We start from the raw sequence: 14,736 nt of genomic DNA, 5'->3' as shown, positions 1-14,736 counted from the left end.
CCCTTTCCAGCCGGCGTGGGATACTGCTCCCTGTATACCCGTTTCGCCGCAGGGAATTCCTGTTTAATGCTTATTTGCCGATGTCTCTTTTATTGTATCCGGCGAATCCAATCACGATCAGCCCGACAGCGACCACTGTCAGTCCGATCGCCTGCGTCCAGTCGAACTGCTCGATCGGAATAGCGGAAACGTAGCCAAAAGGCGTAATTTTCTCCACCCATTCCGGCAATTGGAATAAGCTTCCAAGATAGACGACGAAGAAAGAAAACGCCAGATAGAGCCAGATGAAGCCGGTGAATTTCGGCAGCCAGCCGATCAGCAGCACTGTCAGGCCAATCATCACCCAGACAGCAGGCAAATAGGCGAGTGCCGCTTGAAGGGCCATGGCCACGTCAAATCCTTCCTCCATCGTGGCATCAGCGACTGTCCCCAAACCAAGCCCGGCCAAAGAAATCATGACAAAACTCGCAATCAATGAAATCAGCAAATAACTGCCGAGCAGGCGATTTCTCGAAACCGCCCTGCCCAGAACATGCTCGATCCTTCCATTCTTTTCTTCGCCCTTCACTTTCAGAATCGCCATCAGAACCGGAATCGTGCCAATAATCGTCATGACCGCCATCAGCGTCGGCACAAACTGCTCAGCGAGCGAAAAACCTTCCATTGGAACAAGCAGGTCCTGCATTAAATCGACGTCAGCAAAAAAGGATTCCATATCACCCATTACGGAGCCATAAGAAGCACCGAGCACGTACATCCCGATTGCCCAGGCAATGAACCCTGTGCGCTGCAGCCGTAAAGCGAGCCCCAGGGGACTCAGCAACAGCGGAGAAGCATGGACTTTCCCTGCTCTCGCCGGCAGGAACCCGGCGCCGAGATCGCGTATCGAATTCAGGTACATGGCGAGGCCGCCAAGCACAATTGCTGCACCGACCGTCAGCAGGACCGGCCACCAGACATTATTGACGTAGACTTCCGACCGGACAATCCAGCCAAGCGGCGACAGCCAGGCTATCGCTTCACTGCTGACATCCCCGATTGCCCGCACCAGGTAGGCCGCCAGCAAAAAGCCGATGGACAAGCCCATAGCGCTTCTGGCGTTATGCGACAGCTGCGCGAATACGGCGGTAGCCGATGCAAACACCATCCCTGTCGCACCGAGCGCCGTGCCGTAAAGAAGCGAACCTTCCAGATCCATGCTTTCGATATTCAAGGCATACAAACCGATTCCTGTAAGAACAGCCAGCACTATATTCACCAAAAAGAGCACAGTCAACGTTGCTGTGACATTGGACAGCCGGCCAACCGGCAGCGACCGCACCATTTCGATGCGCCCTTCTTCTTCATCTGTCCGCGTATGGCGTATCACGAGCAGCACGCTCATCAATCCGACGACCACCGCCGTCATTAACAGCATCTGATGTGCCATCATGGCGCCAGCCGTATAATTGTCGAGACCATATCCCGGTCCGACCATCGCCGTCATCGCCGGGTTTTCCATGGTGGCGGCTATCGCCTGCCGCTCCTGTGCATTTTCATAAAGCCCAATGAATGCGACCGCAATGACAACCGTTGCAAAAACAAAACTGAAAATCCAGATCGGTATGCGGATGCGGTCCCGGCGAAGGATGAAACGGCTTAAACTTCCGGTTCCGCTGAAATAATGCTGATTCATTATACTGCGCCTCCCGTTCCTGTCCCTTCATAATGGCGCATGAACAATTCTTCCAGCGTCGGCGGCGCACTTTCCATCCGTACAATGCCGAAGCCGCTGACGTAGCGCACCACGTTATCGAGCTCCTCCTGATCCACCTGGAATGACAAGGCGCCGTCTTTTTGTTCAATGCCCCGTACCCCTTTGACTTCGTGCAATCGCGGCATCGGCTCTTTCGTTTCCACCAGCAGCATGGTGCCCGTCAAATGCCGAAGCTCTTTCAGTGTCCCTGTTTCGATGATTTTCCCTTGCCGGATGATCGCTACTTTATCACACAGCTTTTCAACTTCCGACAGGATATGGCTCGACAGCAGGATGCTTTTCCCTTCAGCTTTGGCTTCTTTAATGCATTCCTGGAAAACCCGTTCCATCAGCGGATCAAGCCCTGAAGTCGGTTCATCCAGAATATACAAATCAGCATCGGATGCCAGCGCCGCGACGAGCGCCACTTTTTGGCGATTCCCTTTTGAATAGGTGCGGCATTTTTTGCTGGGATCCAAATCAAATCGGCGAATCAATTCTTCACGCCGGGATTCATTGTTTCCGCCGCGCAGTTTGATGAACAAATCGATCACTTCGCCGCCTGTTAAATTTGGCCACAGATTGACGTCACCGGGTACATAAGCGACCCGCTTGTGGATTTCGACTGCATCTTTCCAGGCATCTTTGCCAAAAATCGCCGCCTGCCCTTCCGTCGCCTTCAGGATTCCAAGCAATACGCGAATGGTTGTCGATTTCCCAGCCCCATTCGGTCCAATAAACCCATAAACTTCCCCTTCGCCAACTTCGATATCCACACCGTCAAGCGCCGCGAAATCACCGAACTTCTTTGTCAAACCAACTGTTTTTAACACACTCATTGTTCCCACTCCCTTTTTTTATAGAAGCTTTTTTTAAGGATATCCAGGTATTCATAAAACTCATCCCAATACGGAGCGAAATCGACATGGGCTATATTCTGGCCTTCCAATTTATGCAACAGCTCATTCTGATAGCCTTCAATCGACCAGCGGATCAGCCTGAACGCTTTTTCCACATCGACGTCGTCCCGGAACAGCGACAGGTCAATTCCTTCATAAATCATCCGGTTGCCCATTTCAAGCATATGTTCATATTTCTTTTGAATATGCGGAGGCATATCTGCGCCAGGCGACAGCATGAAGGTTCCAAGGAAATTAAACACATTTTTATTTTCCATCTGTGCTTCCATTTTCACTTGAGCCGTTTTTTTGAGCCGCTCAATAAAATCCGTTTCACTCGTATCCACCCGCTGAAAATATTTATCCACCGTAAAATCCAGACTGTACTCCGTCAAATATTCATAAAGATCCTTTTTGCTGGTGAAATAATAAAACAGCATCCCTTTGCCGATGCCGGCTTCTTTCACAATCCGATTTGTCGAAGCCTTTTCGTAGCCATGCTCCGCGAACTCTTTTAACGATGCATCTAAAATTTTCTGCTGTTTTTCTTCATCAAGGCCTTTGAATTTCTCCATTTTCTTCACCTGCCTTCACATTAGACCACCTCGGTCGACTCCATTATATCCCTGTCGACCAGGGTGGTCAACAGAAATTTACAGAAAATATTGATTTTTTAAAGGGTGCTTGTGTCTGCTGAAGAAAATGGTGGCCAGCCGGCTGTTGATTTGAAGTTTACGCTCAGCTTCATGCCGAATACGCTCAACTCAGCCAAAACACACTCCATAATCTCTTCCGTCCGCTTCCATAAAGCTCTATACTTAAAGAATAGTCAGACAAATAAAGAATGGAGAGTGGCTTAATGGATTATTCATTTTCTCCACTCGGCGATCAGGCCATTATTATTGAAATCGGCAACGAAATAAATGTACAGGTGCAACATAACGTGCGGGTGATATCTTCTTTACTCGAAACGCATGCTCCTGAATGGATGATGGAGTTCATTCCTGCGTTTACAACCGTAACCGTATTTTATGACCCGCTTCTTATCCTGTACAATGAAGCGGAAACTGAACTGACAGCCCTTTTGGAGAAAGCTTCCGAAATGAAGGCTCCTCTGCCCCGCACCGTTGAAATCCCCGTCTGTTACGGCGGCGAATTCGGCCCCGACCTTGAATTCGTAGCGCAGCATAACGGCTTGAGCGCCGAAGAAGTAATCCGCATTCATATAGAAGGAACTTACACGGTCCATATGATCGGCTTTGCGCCGGGCTTCCCTTACCTCGGCGGTATGTCTGACAAAATTGCTGCACCGCGCAGGGAATCTCCAAGAGTTCGAATCCCGGAACGCAGCGTCGGCATTGCAGGCGGCCAGACTGGCATTTATCCGATTTCCACCCCCGGCGGCTGGCAGCTGATCGGCCGCACGCCGCTCCGCCTGTTTCTCCCTGAAGAGGAAGTTCCCAGCCTCTTGCGTGCAGGCGATGCCATTCGTTTCCACCAAATTTCAGAAGAAGAATATCAGGCGATGGAGGGACAAAAGAATGCTCACAATACGTAAGGGTGGCATGCAGACAACTGTACAGGATCTCGGACGCTTCGGCTTTCAGAAATATGGCGTCGTTGCATCTGGCGCTATGGATCCGTACGCGCTTCGTTTGGCCAATCTCCTTGTCGGCAATGAAGACAATGCTGCGGCACTGGAAATTACGCTAATGGGTCCAGAGATTTTCTTTGAAGAAGATGCTGTCATCTCCATTTGTGGAGGCGACCTCAGACCCGAGCTGGATGGACGAGCTGTTGGTTTATGGCGCCCTGCCGCAGTCACCAAAGGACAAACCCTGACGTTTGGTAAGCTACATATCGGCAGCAGGTGTTACTTGGCCGTTGCCGGCGGTATCGATGTTCCGAAAGTGATGAACAGCCGCTCCACATATCTGAGGGCGGCGCTCGGCGGCTATCAGGGACGCGCTTTGGAAGCAGGCGACCAACTGACTATCGGTAAAGCGGTTGTCACTCAAAAATTGGCGACTCAAGAAGAATCCTGGTTTGCCCCTTCACCATCCTATTCTTCCGAACCGGTCATCCGGGTGACACCAGGCCGCCAGTACAATTTGTTCTCTGACGACAGCCGAAAACGTTTCTTTTCAGAACCATTTTCACTAAATTCCCAATCCGACCGCATGGGCTACCGGCTCAACGGCCCACGACTGTCCCTCTCGGAGAAACAGGAAATGATTTCAGAAGCTGTCGCATTCGGTTCGATTCAGGTGCCGGCAGACGGCAACCCGATTATCCTCATGGCTGACCGCCAGACAGTCGGCGGCTATCCAAAAATAGCAGAAGTCATTACCGTCGACCTGCCGCTCATCAGCAAGTTGAAACCGGGCGACCGGCTGCGGTTCAAGGAAGTCAGTGTGGATGAAGCGCAGCGCCTCTTGCGGCTCCAGGAAAAAAAGATAAACTGTCTGAAACGAGCGATCCAGTTAAAAAGGGAGGTTATGACATGACATTCAAAGTTGATTTGAATTGTGATATGGGAGAAAGTTACGGGGTTTATACACTGGGGCGTGACGAAGAAATTCTCGATTATGTCACTTCAGCCAACATCGCCTGCGGCTTCCATGCAGGCGACCCGGCGACGATGCGCAAAACGGTCCGGCTGGCGCTTGAAAAAGACGTGGCCATCGGCGCCCATCCCGGATTCCAGGATCTGCATGGCTTTGGCCGCCGTGATTTTCAGCTGTCTGCGCAGGAAATTTATGATCTGGTCGTCTATCAGATTGGTGCTTTATCCGGATTCATCACCGCTGAAGGCGGGCTCATGCAGCACGTCAAAGCCCACGGCGCTCTTTACAATATGGCTGCCAAGGACCCCGTTTACGCCGAAGCCGTTGCAGAAGCGGTCTATGACGTGAATCCGGCTCTGATTTTATTTGGCCTGGCCGGCAGTGAACTGATTACGGCTGGCAATAAAATCGGTCTGCGCACGGCAAGTGAAGTATTTGCTGACCGCACGTATCATGCGGATGGTTCGCTTACTCCCCGCTCCGAACCCGGTGCACTGGTCACCGATGCAAATGAAGCGATTGTCCGCGTTGTCCGGATGGTGCAGGAAGGCAAAATTCAGACGATGCAGGGGAGCGATGCCGAATTAAAAGCCGATACCATCTGCATCCACGGCGACGGGGTGAATGCCCTAACATTTGCGCAAAAGATATCGCAATCGCTGCAGGAAGCCGGCATCATGCCAGCGAAAGTTTCGGAAATTGTTTAATTATCCAATGAAACAAGGCAGCCCGCCTTCTTTTCCAAGGGCCGGTCTGCCTTTTCATTTTGACGCATCAATCTCCAGGTGAATCTGCAGCGCTTTTTGGATCCTGTCAACAGCCTCTTTCAAATAGGCTGGTTCATGCGGCACCAAATCCGCCAGCGTAACCGTTCGAGGCAGAAGCCCTCCGTCCGGCGAAATTTCCCCTTTGCTTTCAACCTGCGCTGCAGCGCCTTTGCATAAAGCAGCAAACTCTCCAAAGTCGAATTTGAACATGCCGGCCACTTCGTCTTCCTGGAAAATGTATTTATTGTCCAGCTTCCCTTCCACCTTATATAGGAAGACATGGCATCTTTCATTGTCGATGAAATCCCGCACAGTGAGCTGGTCTTTAATGATGCCGAGCGGAATCAATTCTTCAAAGCCCACTTCAATCCCGAGCTCCTCACCGATCTCACGGACGCCATCTTCAACCGTTTCGTGTGCGAGAATATGGCCGGCGGCACTGATATCAAGTAAATCCGGAAAATCCTTTTTATCGCTGCTTCGCAATTGCAGATGGATTAACGGCGTCTCACCCGCCATTTCGACAATCCAGCAATGGAAAGTTTCGTGCCAAAATCCATTTCTATGAATTTCATCACGTGAAACAACTTTTATCACCGTGCCGTCTTTTTCGCGAGCAGCAATCATTTCGCTCTCCACTCCATCAAACCTCTTTTCTTTTGGACCACACTGCATCAAAAAACAGTTTCTTTGCCGAGTCTCTTGAAAAAATTCAGGGATTCCTTCAATACCATTCTATCAAAACCGCTCTTTTCATGAACCCGCTCCACCCATTCCTCAACAGATGCGAGCGGCGGGTCTTCATACAGCCCTTTGCTTGTACTCAAAAAGCTTTTCCAATCATCGAATTCCCAGTGCGCCGTCTCGCCCTCCCAAGGCAGCCGCACTTCGAGCAGCGGTTTCGGATACACGTTATTCTGCGAAATCTCAGCGGCCGCCAGAAAATCTTTCATCGGCACCGCTTCAGACAAATAAGCCTGCGTTGAAAATTTGCCGTTCGGCCGGTGGTAAATTACTTGGAATGCATCTTTCCCGGGAACTACCTGCACTTCCGCACCCGGGAAAAATCCCGCCAGCTTTTCATCCGCATAAGCTGGGTCGTCGCCGTCAATCAAAATCGGCTGCAGCCACTGGTCGCCCAAATCGCACAGGAAGCGGCGTCCGTTGCGGTCGACAGCCATGACAGCCGCATGGTCTTTACCCGTCCCGAGTTCACTGCCGATCGGATACGCTTCGATATCCGCTTCTTCGAAAGCATCCAGCAGCCAAATCGCCAGATCAAAACAATTGCCGGTGATGCCGTATTCCCGGCGATGCCTTTTCATCGTTTCAACGTCCCGCTGCTTCGGATCGCCTTTCGCATGCATCCATGCCTTCGTCAGTGTTTCCATCGGGAATCCGTCGAATTGATGCCATACGGCCAATATCTCCTGAGGTGCTTTCATTTTTTCCACCCACTCTAATTGATTTTATTCCTTCTCCGGTAAATGATTACAGCAATCAACGCTAAACCGATCAGCCCGATAACAGCGTACTGCCAAATGTTTGGAACGGGAAGATTCACTTCCTCTGACGGCACTGTACCTTCCCCCAGAAACATCGCCGGCTTCTCATTAAGTGCAACAACAGTGGCAAGCAATAAAAAAGATATGAATATCTTCATGGCCACTTCATCCTTTCTTTTCAAACCTTTGCTTTTCCCTCCTTAAACTTCACCCGTCTCCACCAATTGCTTTAAATTATCAAACATCCGGTCCCAGCCTTCTTCCGAAGCACCGATAAACTCGCTCATCGCTTTTTCAAGATCTTCATCCGTCCAGTCTTCTTCATGCGGCACGACGATTTCCTGCTTGAACGTCATCTCGCAGGCGTCCAGTACGGGCGACACCCAGACGATGATCCGGTCCTCCAAATCGTTGTACTGCGGCATTTCGAAACTGAAGACGAGCCGGTGAGGCGGATCGAGCTCGAGATATTCGCCGGTCGCCTGGTAGTCTATGCCGTTCCGACGGTCAATGATCTCCCATCTACCGCCGATATGAAACTCGTTTCTCACCACCTGGTTCGTGGACTCCGTCGAAAACAGCCATTTTTTCATCAGCTCCGGCTTTGTCCAGGCTTTGTATACATCCTTTGGGCTCGCTTGAAACCTCCTCGCCATCGTCAGAACCACCGTCGAAGTTTTTTTCATCTTTATTCCCCTTCCATCTATTAATTCACGAAATTTTCTTATAATAAATTTTACCATAACGGCTGGCCAGTATCGGCAATATGGCATGAATAATTTCTTCTGGACCGTGTAACGACGAGAAAAGCCCGAAAAGAGGGCTGCTCTTTTCGGGCTTTCAAATATGGAATGGAAAAAGGATGATACAACTGCATAATTCAATCGGCGTATGTCCCTTTTCTTTGTCTGATCTGGTAGTAATTAAGATGTTTGAATAATTCCGATGATGTCTCCTGATCAATCTGGAAACCGATTCCGTATTCAACTCTGTCATTTCTCGTTGACTTCCGGACAATTGTCCCTTCAATCAGAAAAGACTTTTCCAGTATATCGAAACTGCACACCACCCGTTCACCCATCGGAATATTTACCGGGGATGTAAACCGCATGCCGTTTACACTGATATTATCAACCTCTACGGACAGTTGCGCTTCTCCGAGGCGTGCAATCTTGCCATTGACTGATTCATGAAATATGACACGGAAAAACTCGCGGCGATTTTCGCTCATTTCTTTCTCCCCTTAGTGTTCTCTCTTTTTAACAACCCGCTGAAATCTATTTCTGACGAAATTTCTTACATATATAAATTAATCAATAAACCTTTGATTTCTCCAATCGACTCGAGCGTATCCAAGCCTTCCTTTTCATTATTTAACATATCGTCCTGAAGTTCAATTAATTTTTTGTCAATGACTTCCACAATTTGATGATTTTTCATGCCACCATGGGGAGAAAAGCTTTGTTTATCCGATAATTGCAGGCCGAAACTCAGGGCTTCTCTCATAAATTCTTTTACAAGATTTTTGTATTCGCGCAAATTCTCGAAAGTACGCTGCTCCCCCAGCTTTTCTCCCTGGGCATCCACCCGGCTCATCAACTGGTGCAAGGCATCGAGCTGCAGTTTCGACTGGGATTTTTTCATGACACTGGCAAACGAGTCAATCGACTTGTTTTCCACCATATTTTTCTGAATCCGGTCACCCGGAATTTTCGCCTGGCTTTCGATGCGCATCACTGTCACCCCGTCTTATTTCTGATAGCTTTGTTTCTTCTTGAACATATTGATAATCAATTCGATTTCTCCGCGTTCCGCTTTGACCACTTTAGCGATCTGCACCGGTGAAAACCCCTGTTTATGTAATTGTTCGATTTTCTCGTGTTCCGGCAGTTCGGGATCAGGAACCGGTTCCGCAGGTTTTGCCGGCGTTTTTGGTTTCGCTGTTTTGGCGTTTTTCACCGGCGGCGCCGATTCCGCGTGCACCCCCGCCTGCCCGCTTCCACTCCGCTGTTCCAGTCTATGCAGCCGCTGTTCCAGCCCGCTTTCTTTCTGCGCAATATGTTCGACAAGCCGGTTATACAGCTCGTCGTTCTCTTTTTCAATGTTTTCCACAAACTCTTCCATACTGGCGTTCATAGCTTCCGCATCTTCCAGCATGATTCTGCGCTGTTTCTGAAATTGATTCAAGGCCATAAACGACCTTATATTCACAGCTATCGCCAATAAAACGAGTAAAATCAGCAACCAGTCCATGGCTGTCACCTGCCCTTCCGCAGCATCCGAAACTTAATAGTATTCATGCACTGCAAGCGTCGCCGAATGCAGCCGCAAAATTGCTTTTGAGTGCAGCTGGGAAACACGTGATACGCTGACACCCAAAACTTCTGCGATCTCCGTCAATTTCAAATCTTCGAAATAGCACAGGGAAACCACAATCTTTTCTTTTTCCGGCAGGCGTCCGATGGCAGCGGCGAGCGCTTCTTTGATCGTCCGTTCATACAGACGGCGTTCGGGGGAACCTGCGTCGCCATTGCCGACAATATTGTATTTGCCGACCTGATTATTGTCTTCATACGGGTTTTCATCCATGGAAATCATCGTGGATAATGCCGCTTCCGACACGGTTTTATTGAGCTCCGCCTTCGAGATGCCGAGGTATTTGCTGACTTCGGCATCGGTCACGGAATGGTTGTTTTCCTGTTCAAGAAATGCGTAGGCCTTTTCGATTTTCTTGACCTTTTCACGCACAGAACGCGGCAGCCAGTCATTATGGCGCAGTCCATCGATGATTGCGCCTTTGATCCGCCAGGCGGCATAGGTTTCAAATTTCAGGTCCCGCTCCAGATTGAATTTATCAAATGCGTCAAGAAGCCCTTCGTAAGCGAGGCTGCGTATGTCTTCTTTATCGACTGTTTTCGGCAGGCTGATCATAAAGCGCTGAATCACGTAATCGACCAGCGGCATATACCGTTCGACCAGGAAGTTGCCCGATTCGGGATCGCGTTCCTGCTGCCACCCCTGCCAATATTCCAGTTCCTCTTTTGATAATTTATCATTCAACAAGCGTTTCACCACCATTCATGAGATACCGCGGCACGTCTATTTAAACAGCATTTTCAGTAAAAACCCCTTGATGCCAAGTTTATAGGGTACAGGAAGTTCAAGGTATTCGGCCGTCACCCGTTTCATCGCCTGAGAAGCGTACGTATTCGGGAACGCCAGCAGAAACGGCACTTGTTTCTTCACCGCTGCCGGGATATTCGAATCACTTGGAATAAAACCAAGTGTGCCGATTTCCTTGTCGAGAAACTGCTGCGTGACTTTGCGGAAATTGTCCGCGGTATTTTTGCCTTCTTTTTCAGTCGTGCATTGATTGATGATCAGTTTCATATGGACATTCGAATCTTTCACATGGACCATTTTCACAATGGAGTAGGCGTCCGTAATGGAAGTCGGTTCCGGCGTTGTGACCAGGATCACGTCATCGGCCGCCAGAATAAAACGGAGGTTTTCATCCGATAATCCGGCTCCGGTGTCGAGAATCACATAATCGACATGCCCCTGGATTTCGCTCAGTTCATCAAAGAATTTCTTCATCTTCGCTTCGTCGAGCTTGAACATTTCGTTGAAACCGGTCCCTCCGGAAATGAAGAGCAAACCGTTCGGCCCTTCTTCGATGATGTCCCATATCGATAAATCCTTCTCAACCATTGTCGCAATCGACTCTTCCGGCGAGCGCCCAAGCAGGACATCGACATTGGCAAAGCCGAGATCGACGTCGAATATCAGCACTTTCCGGTTCTGCTCGACTAAGCTCAAAGCGAAATTCAGCGCGAAATTCGATTTTCCTACGCCGCCTTTTCCGCTTGTCACGGCAATGGTGCGTGTTTGTTTGCGTTCTTTTTTCGGTTTTTTCTGCAGCATTTTTTCCCGCAGCTGTTTTGCCTGATCAATCATTGTCGTTTTCCCCCAGCACAAAGTTTGCAATCAACTCAGGAGTTGCCGTTAAAATATCATCCGGAACGTTTTGGCCATTGGCAATATAAGTGACGGGAATCGAGTAATGATAGATCAGATTCAAAATAGCGCCCGAAGAACTTGTTTCGTCCTGCTTGGTCAAAAGCAGCTGGTCCATTTTGATGGTCTGGAAATTATCGATGATTTTTTTCATGTCTTCGTATTTGGAAGTCAGGCTCAATACGAGATTGATCTGGATTTTATTTTTGTCAGCGAGCAGGGCTTCGAGGTCGTCGATATACTGCTTCTGCTGATAATTGCGCCCGGCCGTATCCATCAGGATGATGTCACAGGCATTCAGTTTATCCATCGCCTGGTTCAGATCGGCCGCTGAATCGACCACTTCAATCGGAATGTTCAGGATGCCCGCATAGGTTTTCAACTGTTCCACTGCGGCAATGCGGTACGTATCGGATGTAATCAAACCGACTTTCCTGCCTTCACGAAGCAGCAGATCGGCGGCGATTTTCGCAATCGTCGTCGTCTTGCCGACGCCTGTCGGTCCGATAAAGCAGATGATTTCCGGATCTTTCGCTGCCGGTTTTTGCTGATGCGCTTCGATCAGCCGGATGATTTCGGTCTTCGCCATCCGGTGGATCTGCGCAGCCGAAGTATCAGGCTGCTGCCCGATTGTCAGCATCATTTTCGACAGGATCTCCGATTGGATTTCCTTCGTCACTTCCTGGTTGCACAGTCGCTGGTTCAGCGGTTTTAAAGAAGCGGGCAAATGGTCTTCCTGCATCGACTGCATCATGAATTGCTTGATGCCTTTCAGTTCGTTGATCAGATCATCCGTCAGGCGTTCGTCTGCGGCGGCGGGGGGAGCCGGCTGTGCTGCCTGGACCGGTTCCTTTTCAGCTTGCACCGCTTTCTTTTTCTGCGGCTTCGCTTCGACAGCGGCGGTCACTTCAAGCTTTTCTTTTTGGAAAAACCCGATAAAGCCGCCCACTTTCACTTTTTTGGTATTGAGAATCAGTGCGTCGGCTCCAAGATCCCGTTTGATCATCGGCAAAGCTTCACTGACATTCTGGACGATATATGTTTTTAATCTCATCAGACATTGACTCCTCCACTGATATTGACGACGCCGACGCTCTGAATTTCAATGTTCGGTTCGAGTTCGTTATAGGACAGCACCGGCAGATCCGGCGCAAAGCCTTCGATAAACTGGCGCATATAGATGCGGATGGCCGGGGATGTCAGCAGGATCGGCTGGACGCCGGTCTGCTGCAGCTGTGCGGCCTGTTCCGATATTTTCTGGAACATCAGCTGTGAAGTATCCGGATCCAGCGACAGGTAATTGCCCTGGTCGGAACGGTGCACCGATTCCGCGAATTTCTTCTCGACGCTGGCGCCCGCTGTGATGACCTGCAGCGCTTCATTGTTAGGCGCATATTGCAGCGTGATCTGGCGTGACAGCGAACGTCTTACATATTCCGTCAGCACATCCGTGTCTTTTGTCTGTGCTGAATAATCCGCCAGCGTTTCCAGGATAATCAACAGATTGCGGATCGACACTTTTTCTTTCAAAAGTTTCATCAGCACTTTCTGCACTTCGCCGATCGTCATCATGTTCGGAATCAATTCTTCGACAACCGCCGGGCTCGCTTCACGCATGTTTTCAATCAGCGACTTCACTTCCTGGCGGCCGATCAGTTCATGGGCGTGGCGTTTAATAACTTCCGTCAGATGCGTCGACACGACAGACGGTGGATCGACAATGGCGTAACCGGCCATTTCGGCATCTTCTTTCATGCTGTCGTTGACCCACAGCGCCGGCATGCCGAACGCCGGTTCAATCGTTTCGATGCCTTCAATGCTGTCATCATCGATTCCCGGGCTCATCGCCAAATAATGGTCGAGCATGATTTCACCCGTGGCGACGCGGTTCCCTTTGATCTTGATGACGTATTCGTTCGGCCGAAGCTGGATATTGTCGCGGATTCGGATGACCGGCACCACAATTCCTAGCTCCATGGCAAGTTGCCGGCGGATCATAATGACCCGGTCAAGCAGATCGCCGCCCTGGTTTTTATCGGCAATCGGAATCAGGCCGTAGCCGAATTCAAATTCGATGGCATCGACATGAAGCAAATCGATGACGCTTTCCGGACTTTTCATCGCTTCCAGTTCTTTGCCGTCTCCGGAAACGGCTTCTTTTTCGGATTTCTCTTCTTCATTTAAAGCCTTCTGCATTCTGAAGGCAGCGAATGCGATAACGGCGGCCACCGGCAGGATCAATAACGGATTGATCGGTGTCAGGAACGCGATCATCATCAGTGTTCCGGCCACGACGTACATCATTTTCGGATAGGCGAAAAGCTGCTTCGTAATATCCGATCCAAGGTTGCCGTCAGAAACGGCTCTCGTGACGACAATACCCATCGCCGTCGAAATCAGCAGGGCCGGTATCTGGCTCACAAGACCGTCCCCGATGGACAGGAGCGTGAACAGGCTGGCAGCTTCCCCCACCGGAAGGTTATGCACCATGACCCCGATCAGCAACCCGCCGATAATATTGATGATGGTGATGATGATTCCCGCAATGGCGTCCCCTTTGACGAATTTACTGGCACCGTCCATGGCTCCGTAAAAATCCGCTTCCTGGCTGACTTTTTCCCGGCGGTTTTTTGCTTCCATATCGGAAATCATGCCTGCGCCAAGATCAGCGTCGATACTCATCTGTTTCCCCGGCATCGAATCGAGTGTGAAACGTGCGGCAACTTCCGCTACCCGTTCTGACCCTTTCGTGATAACCAAAAATTGAATGATGACGAGAATCAGGAACACCAGAATACCGATGATTGCACTGCCTCCGACCACGAAGGAACCAAACGTTTCGATTACTTCACCGCCGGTTTGATTGGTCAAAATTGACCGCGTCGTTGAAACGTTCAAACCAAGGCGGAACAGCGTCGTCAACAGCAGCAGCGTCGGGAAAATCGAGAATTGCAGCGCTTCTTTCGTATTCATTGCCACCAACAGGATGGTCATGGCAAGGCTGATATTGATCAGGATCAATATATCGAGTAATAAAGGAGGCAATGGAATGACCATCATGACGACGATCATAAGTACGGATATTAAGACTGCATAATCTCTGATTTTCAACTTGTTCCCATCTCCTATTGCTTGCGTGAATGTGTTTATGTAATGAATAAAATAAATTACTTGCGTTGATACGTCGCTTCGGCGCTTTGGACAGGGCCAAGACCGTGCTCCACCGCTTCGCTCGTCGCAAAGGCG

Annotated in this window: 17 protein-coding genes; 3 read left to right on the top strand and 14 right to left on the bottom strand. The window is 49.8% G+C overall.

Annotation, left to right across the window (positions count from 1 at the left end):
* Positions 1-70: 70 nt before the first annotated feature.
* From KW93_RS11590 to KW93_RS11580, 3 genes are read right to left on the bottom strand one after another with little or no spacing between them, the layout of a single operon-like run.
* The gene (locus tag KW93_RS11590) at positions 71-1,675 is read right to left on the bottom strand and encodes an ABC transporter permease (protein ID WP_033543181.1); all 1,605 of its coding nucleotides are present in this window, start codon (positions 1,673-1,675) and stop codon (positions 71-73) included.
* Entirely contained in the window at positions 1,675-2,574 is a 900-nt protein-coding gene (locus KW93_RS11585; RefSeq protein ID WP_033543180.1) for an ABC transporter ATP-binding protein, read from the bottom strand. Before KW93_RS11585 ends, KW93_RS11590 begins: the two co-directional genes overlap by 1 nt.
* Positions 2,571-3,209: a TetR/AcrR family transcriptional regulator gene (locus KW93_RS11580; protein WP_033543179.1), complete on the bottom strand. Its 639-nt coding sequence runs from the start codon at positions 3,207-3,209 to the stop codon at positions 2,571-2,573. The genes KW93_RS11585 and KW93_RS11580 overlap by 4 nt, the downstream gene beginning before the upstream one ends.
* Before the next feature lie 284 nt (positions 3,210-3,493).
* On the opposite strand from KW93_RS11580, the gene pxpB reads away from it, so the two are divergent.
* Genes pxpB through KW93_RS11565 form a run of 3 tightly spaced genes read left to right on the top strand, consistent with a single transcriptional unit; the run spans position 3,494 to position 5,908 of the window.
* Positions 3,494-4,192, top strand: coding sequence for a 5-oxoprolinase subunit PxpB (gene pxpB, locus KW93_RS11575; protein WP_033543178.1), 699 nt, complete (start codon positions 3,494-3,496; stop codon positions 4,190-4,192).
* Positions 4,176-5,141 (top strand): biotin-dependent carboxyltransferase family protein, encoded by a 966-nt coding sequence (locus KW93_RS11570; protein WP_033543177.1) that lies wholly within the window; start codon positions 4,176-4,178, stop codon positions 5,139-5,141. Before pxpB ends, KW93_RS11570 begins: the two co-directional genes overlap by 17 nt.
* Positions 5,138-5,908 carry a LamB/YcsF family protein gene (locus KW93_RS11565; protein ID WP_033543176.1) on the top strand — a complete coding sequence of 257 codons (771 nt, stop codon included), beginning with the start codon at positions 5,138-5,140 and terminating at the stop codon, positions 5,906-5,908. Before KW93_RS11570 ends, KW93_RS11565 begins: the two co-directional genes overlap by 4 nt.
* A gap of 54 nt (positions 5,909-5,962) precedes the next feature.
* Here the strand turns inward: KW93_RS11565 and KW93_RS11560 are convergent, their stop codons facing one another.
* The 11 genes from KW93_RS11560 to flhA all read right to left on the bottom strand — a co-directional run bounded on the left by KW93_RS11560 (position 5,963) and on the right by flhA (position 14,601).
* Entirely contained in the window at positions 5,963-6,607 is a 645-nt protein-coding gene (locus KW93_RS11560) for an NUDIX hydrolase (RefSeq protein WP_052131583.1), read from the bottom strand.
* A 35-nt stretch (positions 6,608-6,642) separates the two neighbouring features.
* The gene (locus KW93_RS11555; RefSeq protein ID WP_033543175.1) at positions 6,643-7,413 is read right to left on the bottom strand and encodes a hypothetical protein; all 771 of its coding nucleotides are present in this window, start codon (positions 7,411-7,413) and stop codon (positions 6,643-6,645) included.
* A 14-nt stretch (positions 7,414-7,427) separates the two neighbouring features.
* The gene (locus KW93_RS11550) at positions 7,428-7,631 is read right to left on the bottom strand and encodes a hypothetical protein (protein ID WP_152602453.1); all 204 of its coding nucleotides are present in this window, start codon (positions 7,629-7,631) and stop codon (positions 7,428-7,430) included.
* A gap of 42 nt (positions 7,632-7,673) precedes the next feature.
* Entirely contained in the window at positions 7,674-8,159 is a 486-nt protein-coding gene (locus KW93_RS11545) for an SRPBCC family protein (RefSeq protein ID WP_033543173.1), read from the bottom strand.
* 194 nt (positions 8,160-8,353) lie between these two features.
* The gene (locus KW93_RS11540; RefSeq protein ID WP_033543172.1) at positions 8,354-8,704 is read right to left on the bottom strand and encodes a PilZ domain-containing protein; all 351 of its coding nucleotides are present in this window, start codon (positions 8,702-8,704) and stop codon (positions 8,354-8,356) included.
* Between the two features lie 65 nt (positions 8,705-8,769).
* On the bottom strand, positions 8,770-9,207 hold the full coding sequence (locus KW93_RS11535) for a YaaR family protein (RefSeq protein WP_033543171.1): 438 nt from the start codon (positions 9,205-9,207) through the stop codon (positions 8,770-8,772).
* Between the two features lie 15 nt (positions 9,208-9,222).
* Complete coding sequence (locus KW93_RS11530) at positions 9,223-9,726, bottom strand: DUF6115 domain-containing protein (RefSeq protein WP_033543170.1); 504 nt, start codon at positions 9,724-9,726, stop codon at positions 9,223-9,225.
* Positions 9,727-9,759: 33 nt separating this feature from the next.
* A complete protein-coding gene (locus KW93_RS11525; protein ID WP_033543169.1) occupies positions 9,760-10,536 on the bottom strand; it encodes a FliA/WhiG family RNA polymerase sigma factor in 777 nt (258 codons plus the stop codon).
* A gap of 36 nt (positions 10,537-10,572) precedes the next feature.
* Positions 10,573-11,430, bottom strand: a complete 858-nt coding sequence (locus KW93_RS11520; protein ID WP_033543168.1) for a MinD/ParA family protein — start codon at positions 11,428-11,430, stop codon at positions 10,573-10,575.
* The gene (gene flhF, locus KW93_RS11515) at positions 11,423-12,544 is read right to left on the bottom strand and encodes a flagellar biosynthesis protein FlhF (protein ID WP_033543167.1); all 1,122 of its coding nucleotides are present in this window, start codon (positions 12,542-12,544) and stop codon (positions 11,423-11,425) included. Before flhF ends, KW93_RS11520 begins: the two co-directional genes overlap by 8 nt.
* On the bottom strand, positions 12,544-14,601 hold the full coding sequence (gene flhA / locus KW93_RS11510; protein ID WP_033543166.1) for a flagellar biosynthesis protein FlhA: 2,058 nt from the start codon (positions 14,599-14,601) through the stop codon (positions 12,544-12,546). Before flhA ends, flhF begins: the two co-directional genes overlap by 1 nt.
* Positions 14,602-14,736: the final 135 nt, after the last annotated feature.

It is taken from the genome of Planococcus sp. CAU13 (assembly GCF_000775575.1).
Taxonomy (GTDB): Bacteria; Bacillota; Bacilli; order Bacillales_A; family Planococcaceae; genus Planococcus.
This window is presented reverse-complemented; position numbering and strand designations above follow the sequence as displayed.

Excerpts from the sequence above, each read along its gene's own strand:
- KW93_RS11590 (WP_033543181.1), bottom strand. The coding sequence starts at position 1,675 with ATGAATCAGCATTATTTCAGCGGAACCGGAAGTTTAAGCCGTTTCATC.
- KW93_RS11585 (WP_033543180.1), bottom strand. The coding sequence starts at position 2,574 with ATGAGTGTGTTAAAAACAGTTGGTTTGACAAAGAAGTTCGGTGATTTC.
- KW93_RS11580 (WP_033543179.1), bottom strand. The coding sequence starts at position 3,209 with ATGGAGAAATTCAAAGGCCTTGATGAAGAAAAACAGCAGAAAATTTTA.
- pxpB (WP_033543178.1), top strand. The coding sequence starts at position 3,494 with ATGGATTATTCATTTTCTCCACTCGGCGATCAGGCCATTATTATTGAA.
- KW93_RS11570 (WP_033543177.1), top strand. The coding sequence starts at position 4,176 with ATGCTCACAATACGTAAGGGTGGCATGCAGACAACTGTACAGGATCTC.
- KW93_RS11565 (WP_033543176.1), top strand. The coding sequence starts at position 5,138 with ATGACATTCAAAGTTGATTTGAATTGTGATATGGGAGAAAGTTACGGG.
- KW93_RS11555 (WP_033543175.1), bottom strand. The coding sequence starts at position 7,413 with ATGAAAGCACCTCAGGAGATATTGGCCGTATGGCATCAATTCGACGGA.
- KW93_RS11550 (WP_152602453.1), bottom strand. The coding sequence starts at position 7,631 with ATGAAGATATTCATATCTTTTTTATTGCTTGCCACTGTTGTTGCACTT.
- KW93_RS11545 (WP_033543173.1), bottom strand. The coding sequence starts at position 8,159 with ATGAAAAAAACTTCGACGGTGGTTCTGACGATGGCGAGGAGGTTTCAA.
- KW93_RS11540 (WP_033543172.1), bottom strand. The coding sequence starts at position 8,704 with ATGAGCGAAAATCGCCGCGAGTTTTTCCGTGTCATATTTCATGAATCA.
- KW93_RS11535 (WP_033543171.1), bottom strand. The coding sequence starts at position 9,207 with ATGCGCATCGAAAGCCAGGCGAAAATTCCGGGTGACCGGATTCAGAAA.
- KW93_RS11530 (WP_033543170.1), bottom strand. The coding sequence starts at position 9,726 with ATGGACTGGTTGCTGATTTTACTCGTTTTATTGGCGATAGCTGTGAAT.
- KW93_RS11520 (WP_033543168.1), bottom strand. The coding sequence starts at position 11,430 with ATGATTGATCAGGCAAAACAGCTGCGGGAAAAAATGCTGCAGAAAAAA.
- flhF (WP_033543167.1), bottom strand. The coding sequence starts at position 12,544 with ATGAGATTAAAAACATATATCGTCCAGAATGTCAGTGAAGCTTTGCCG.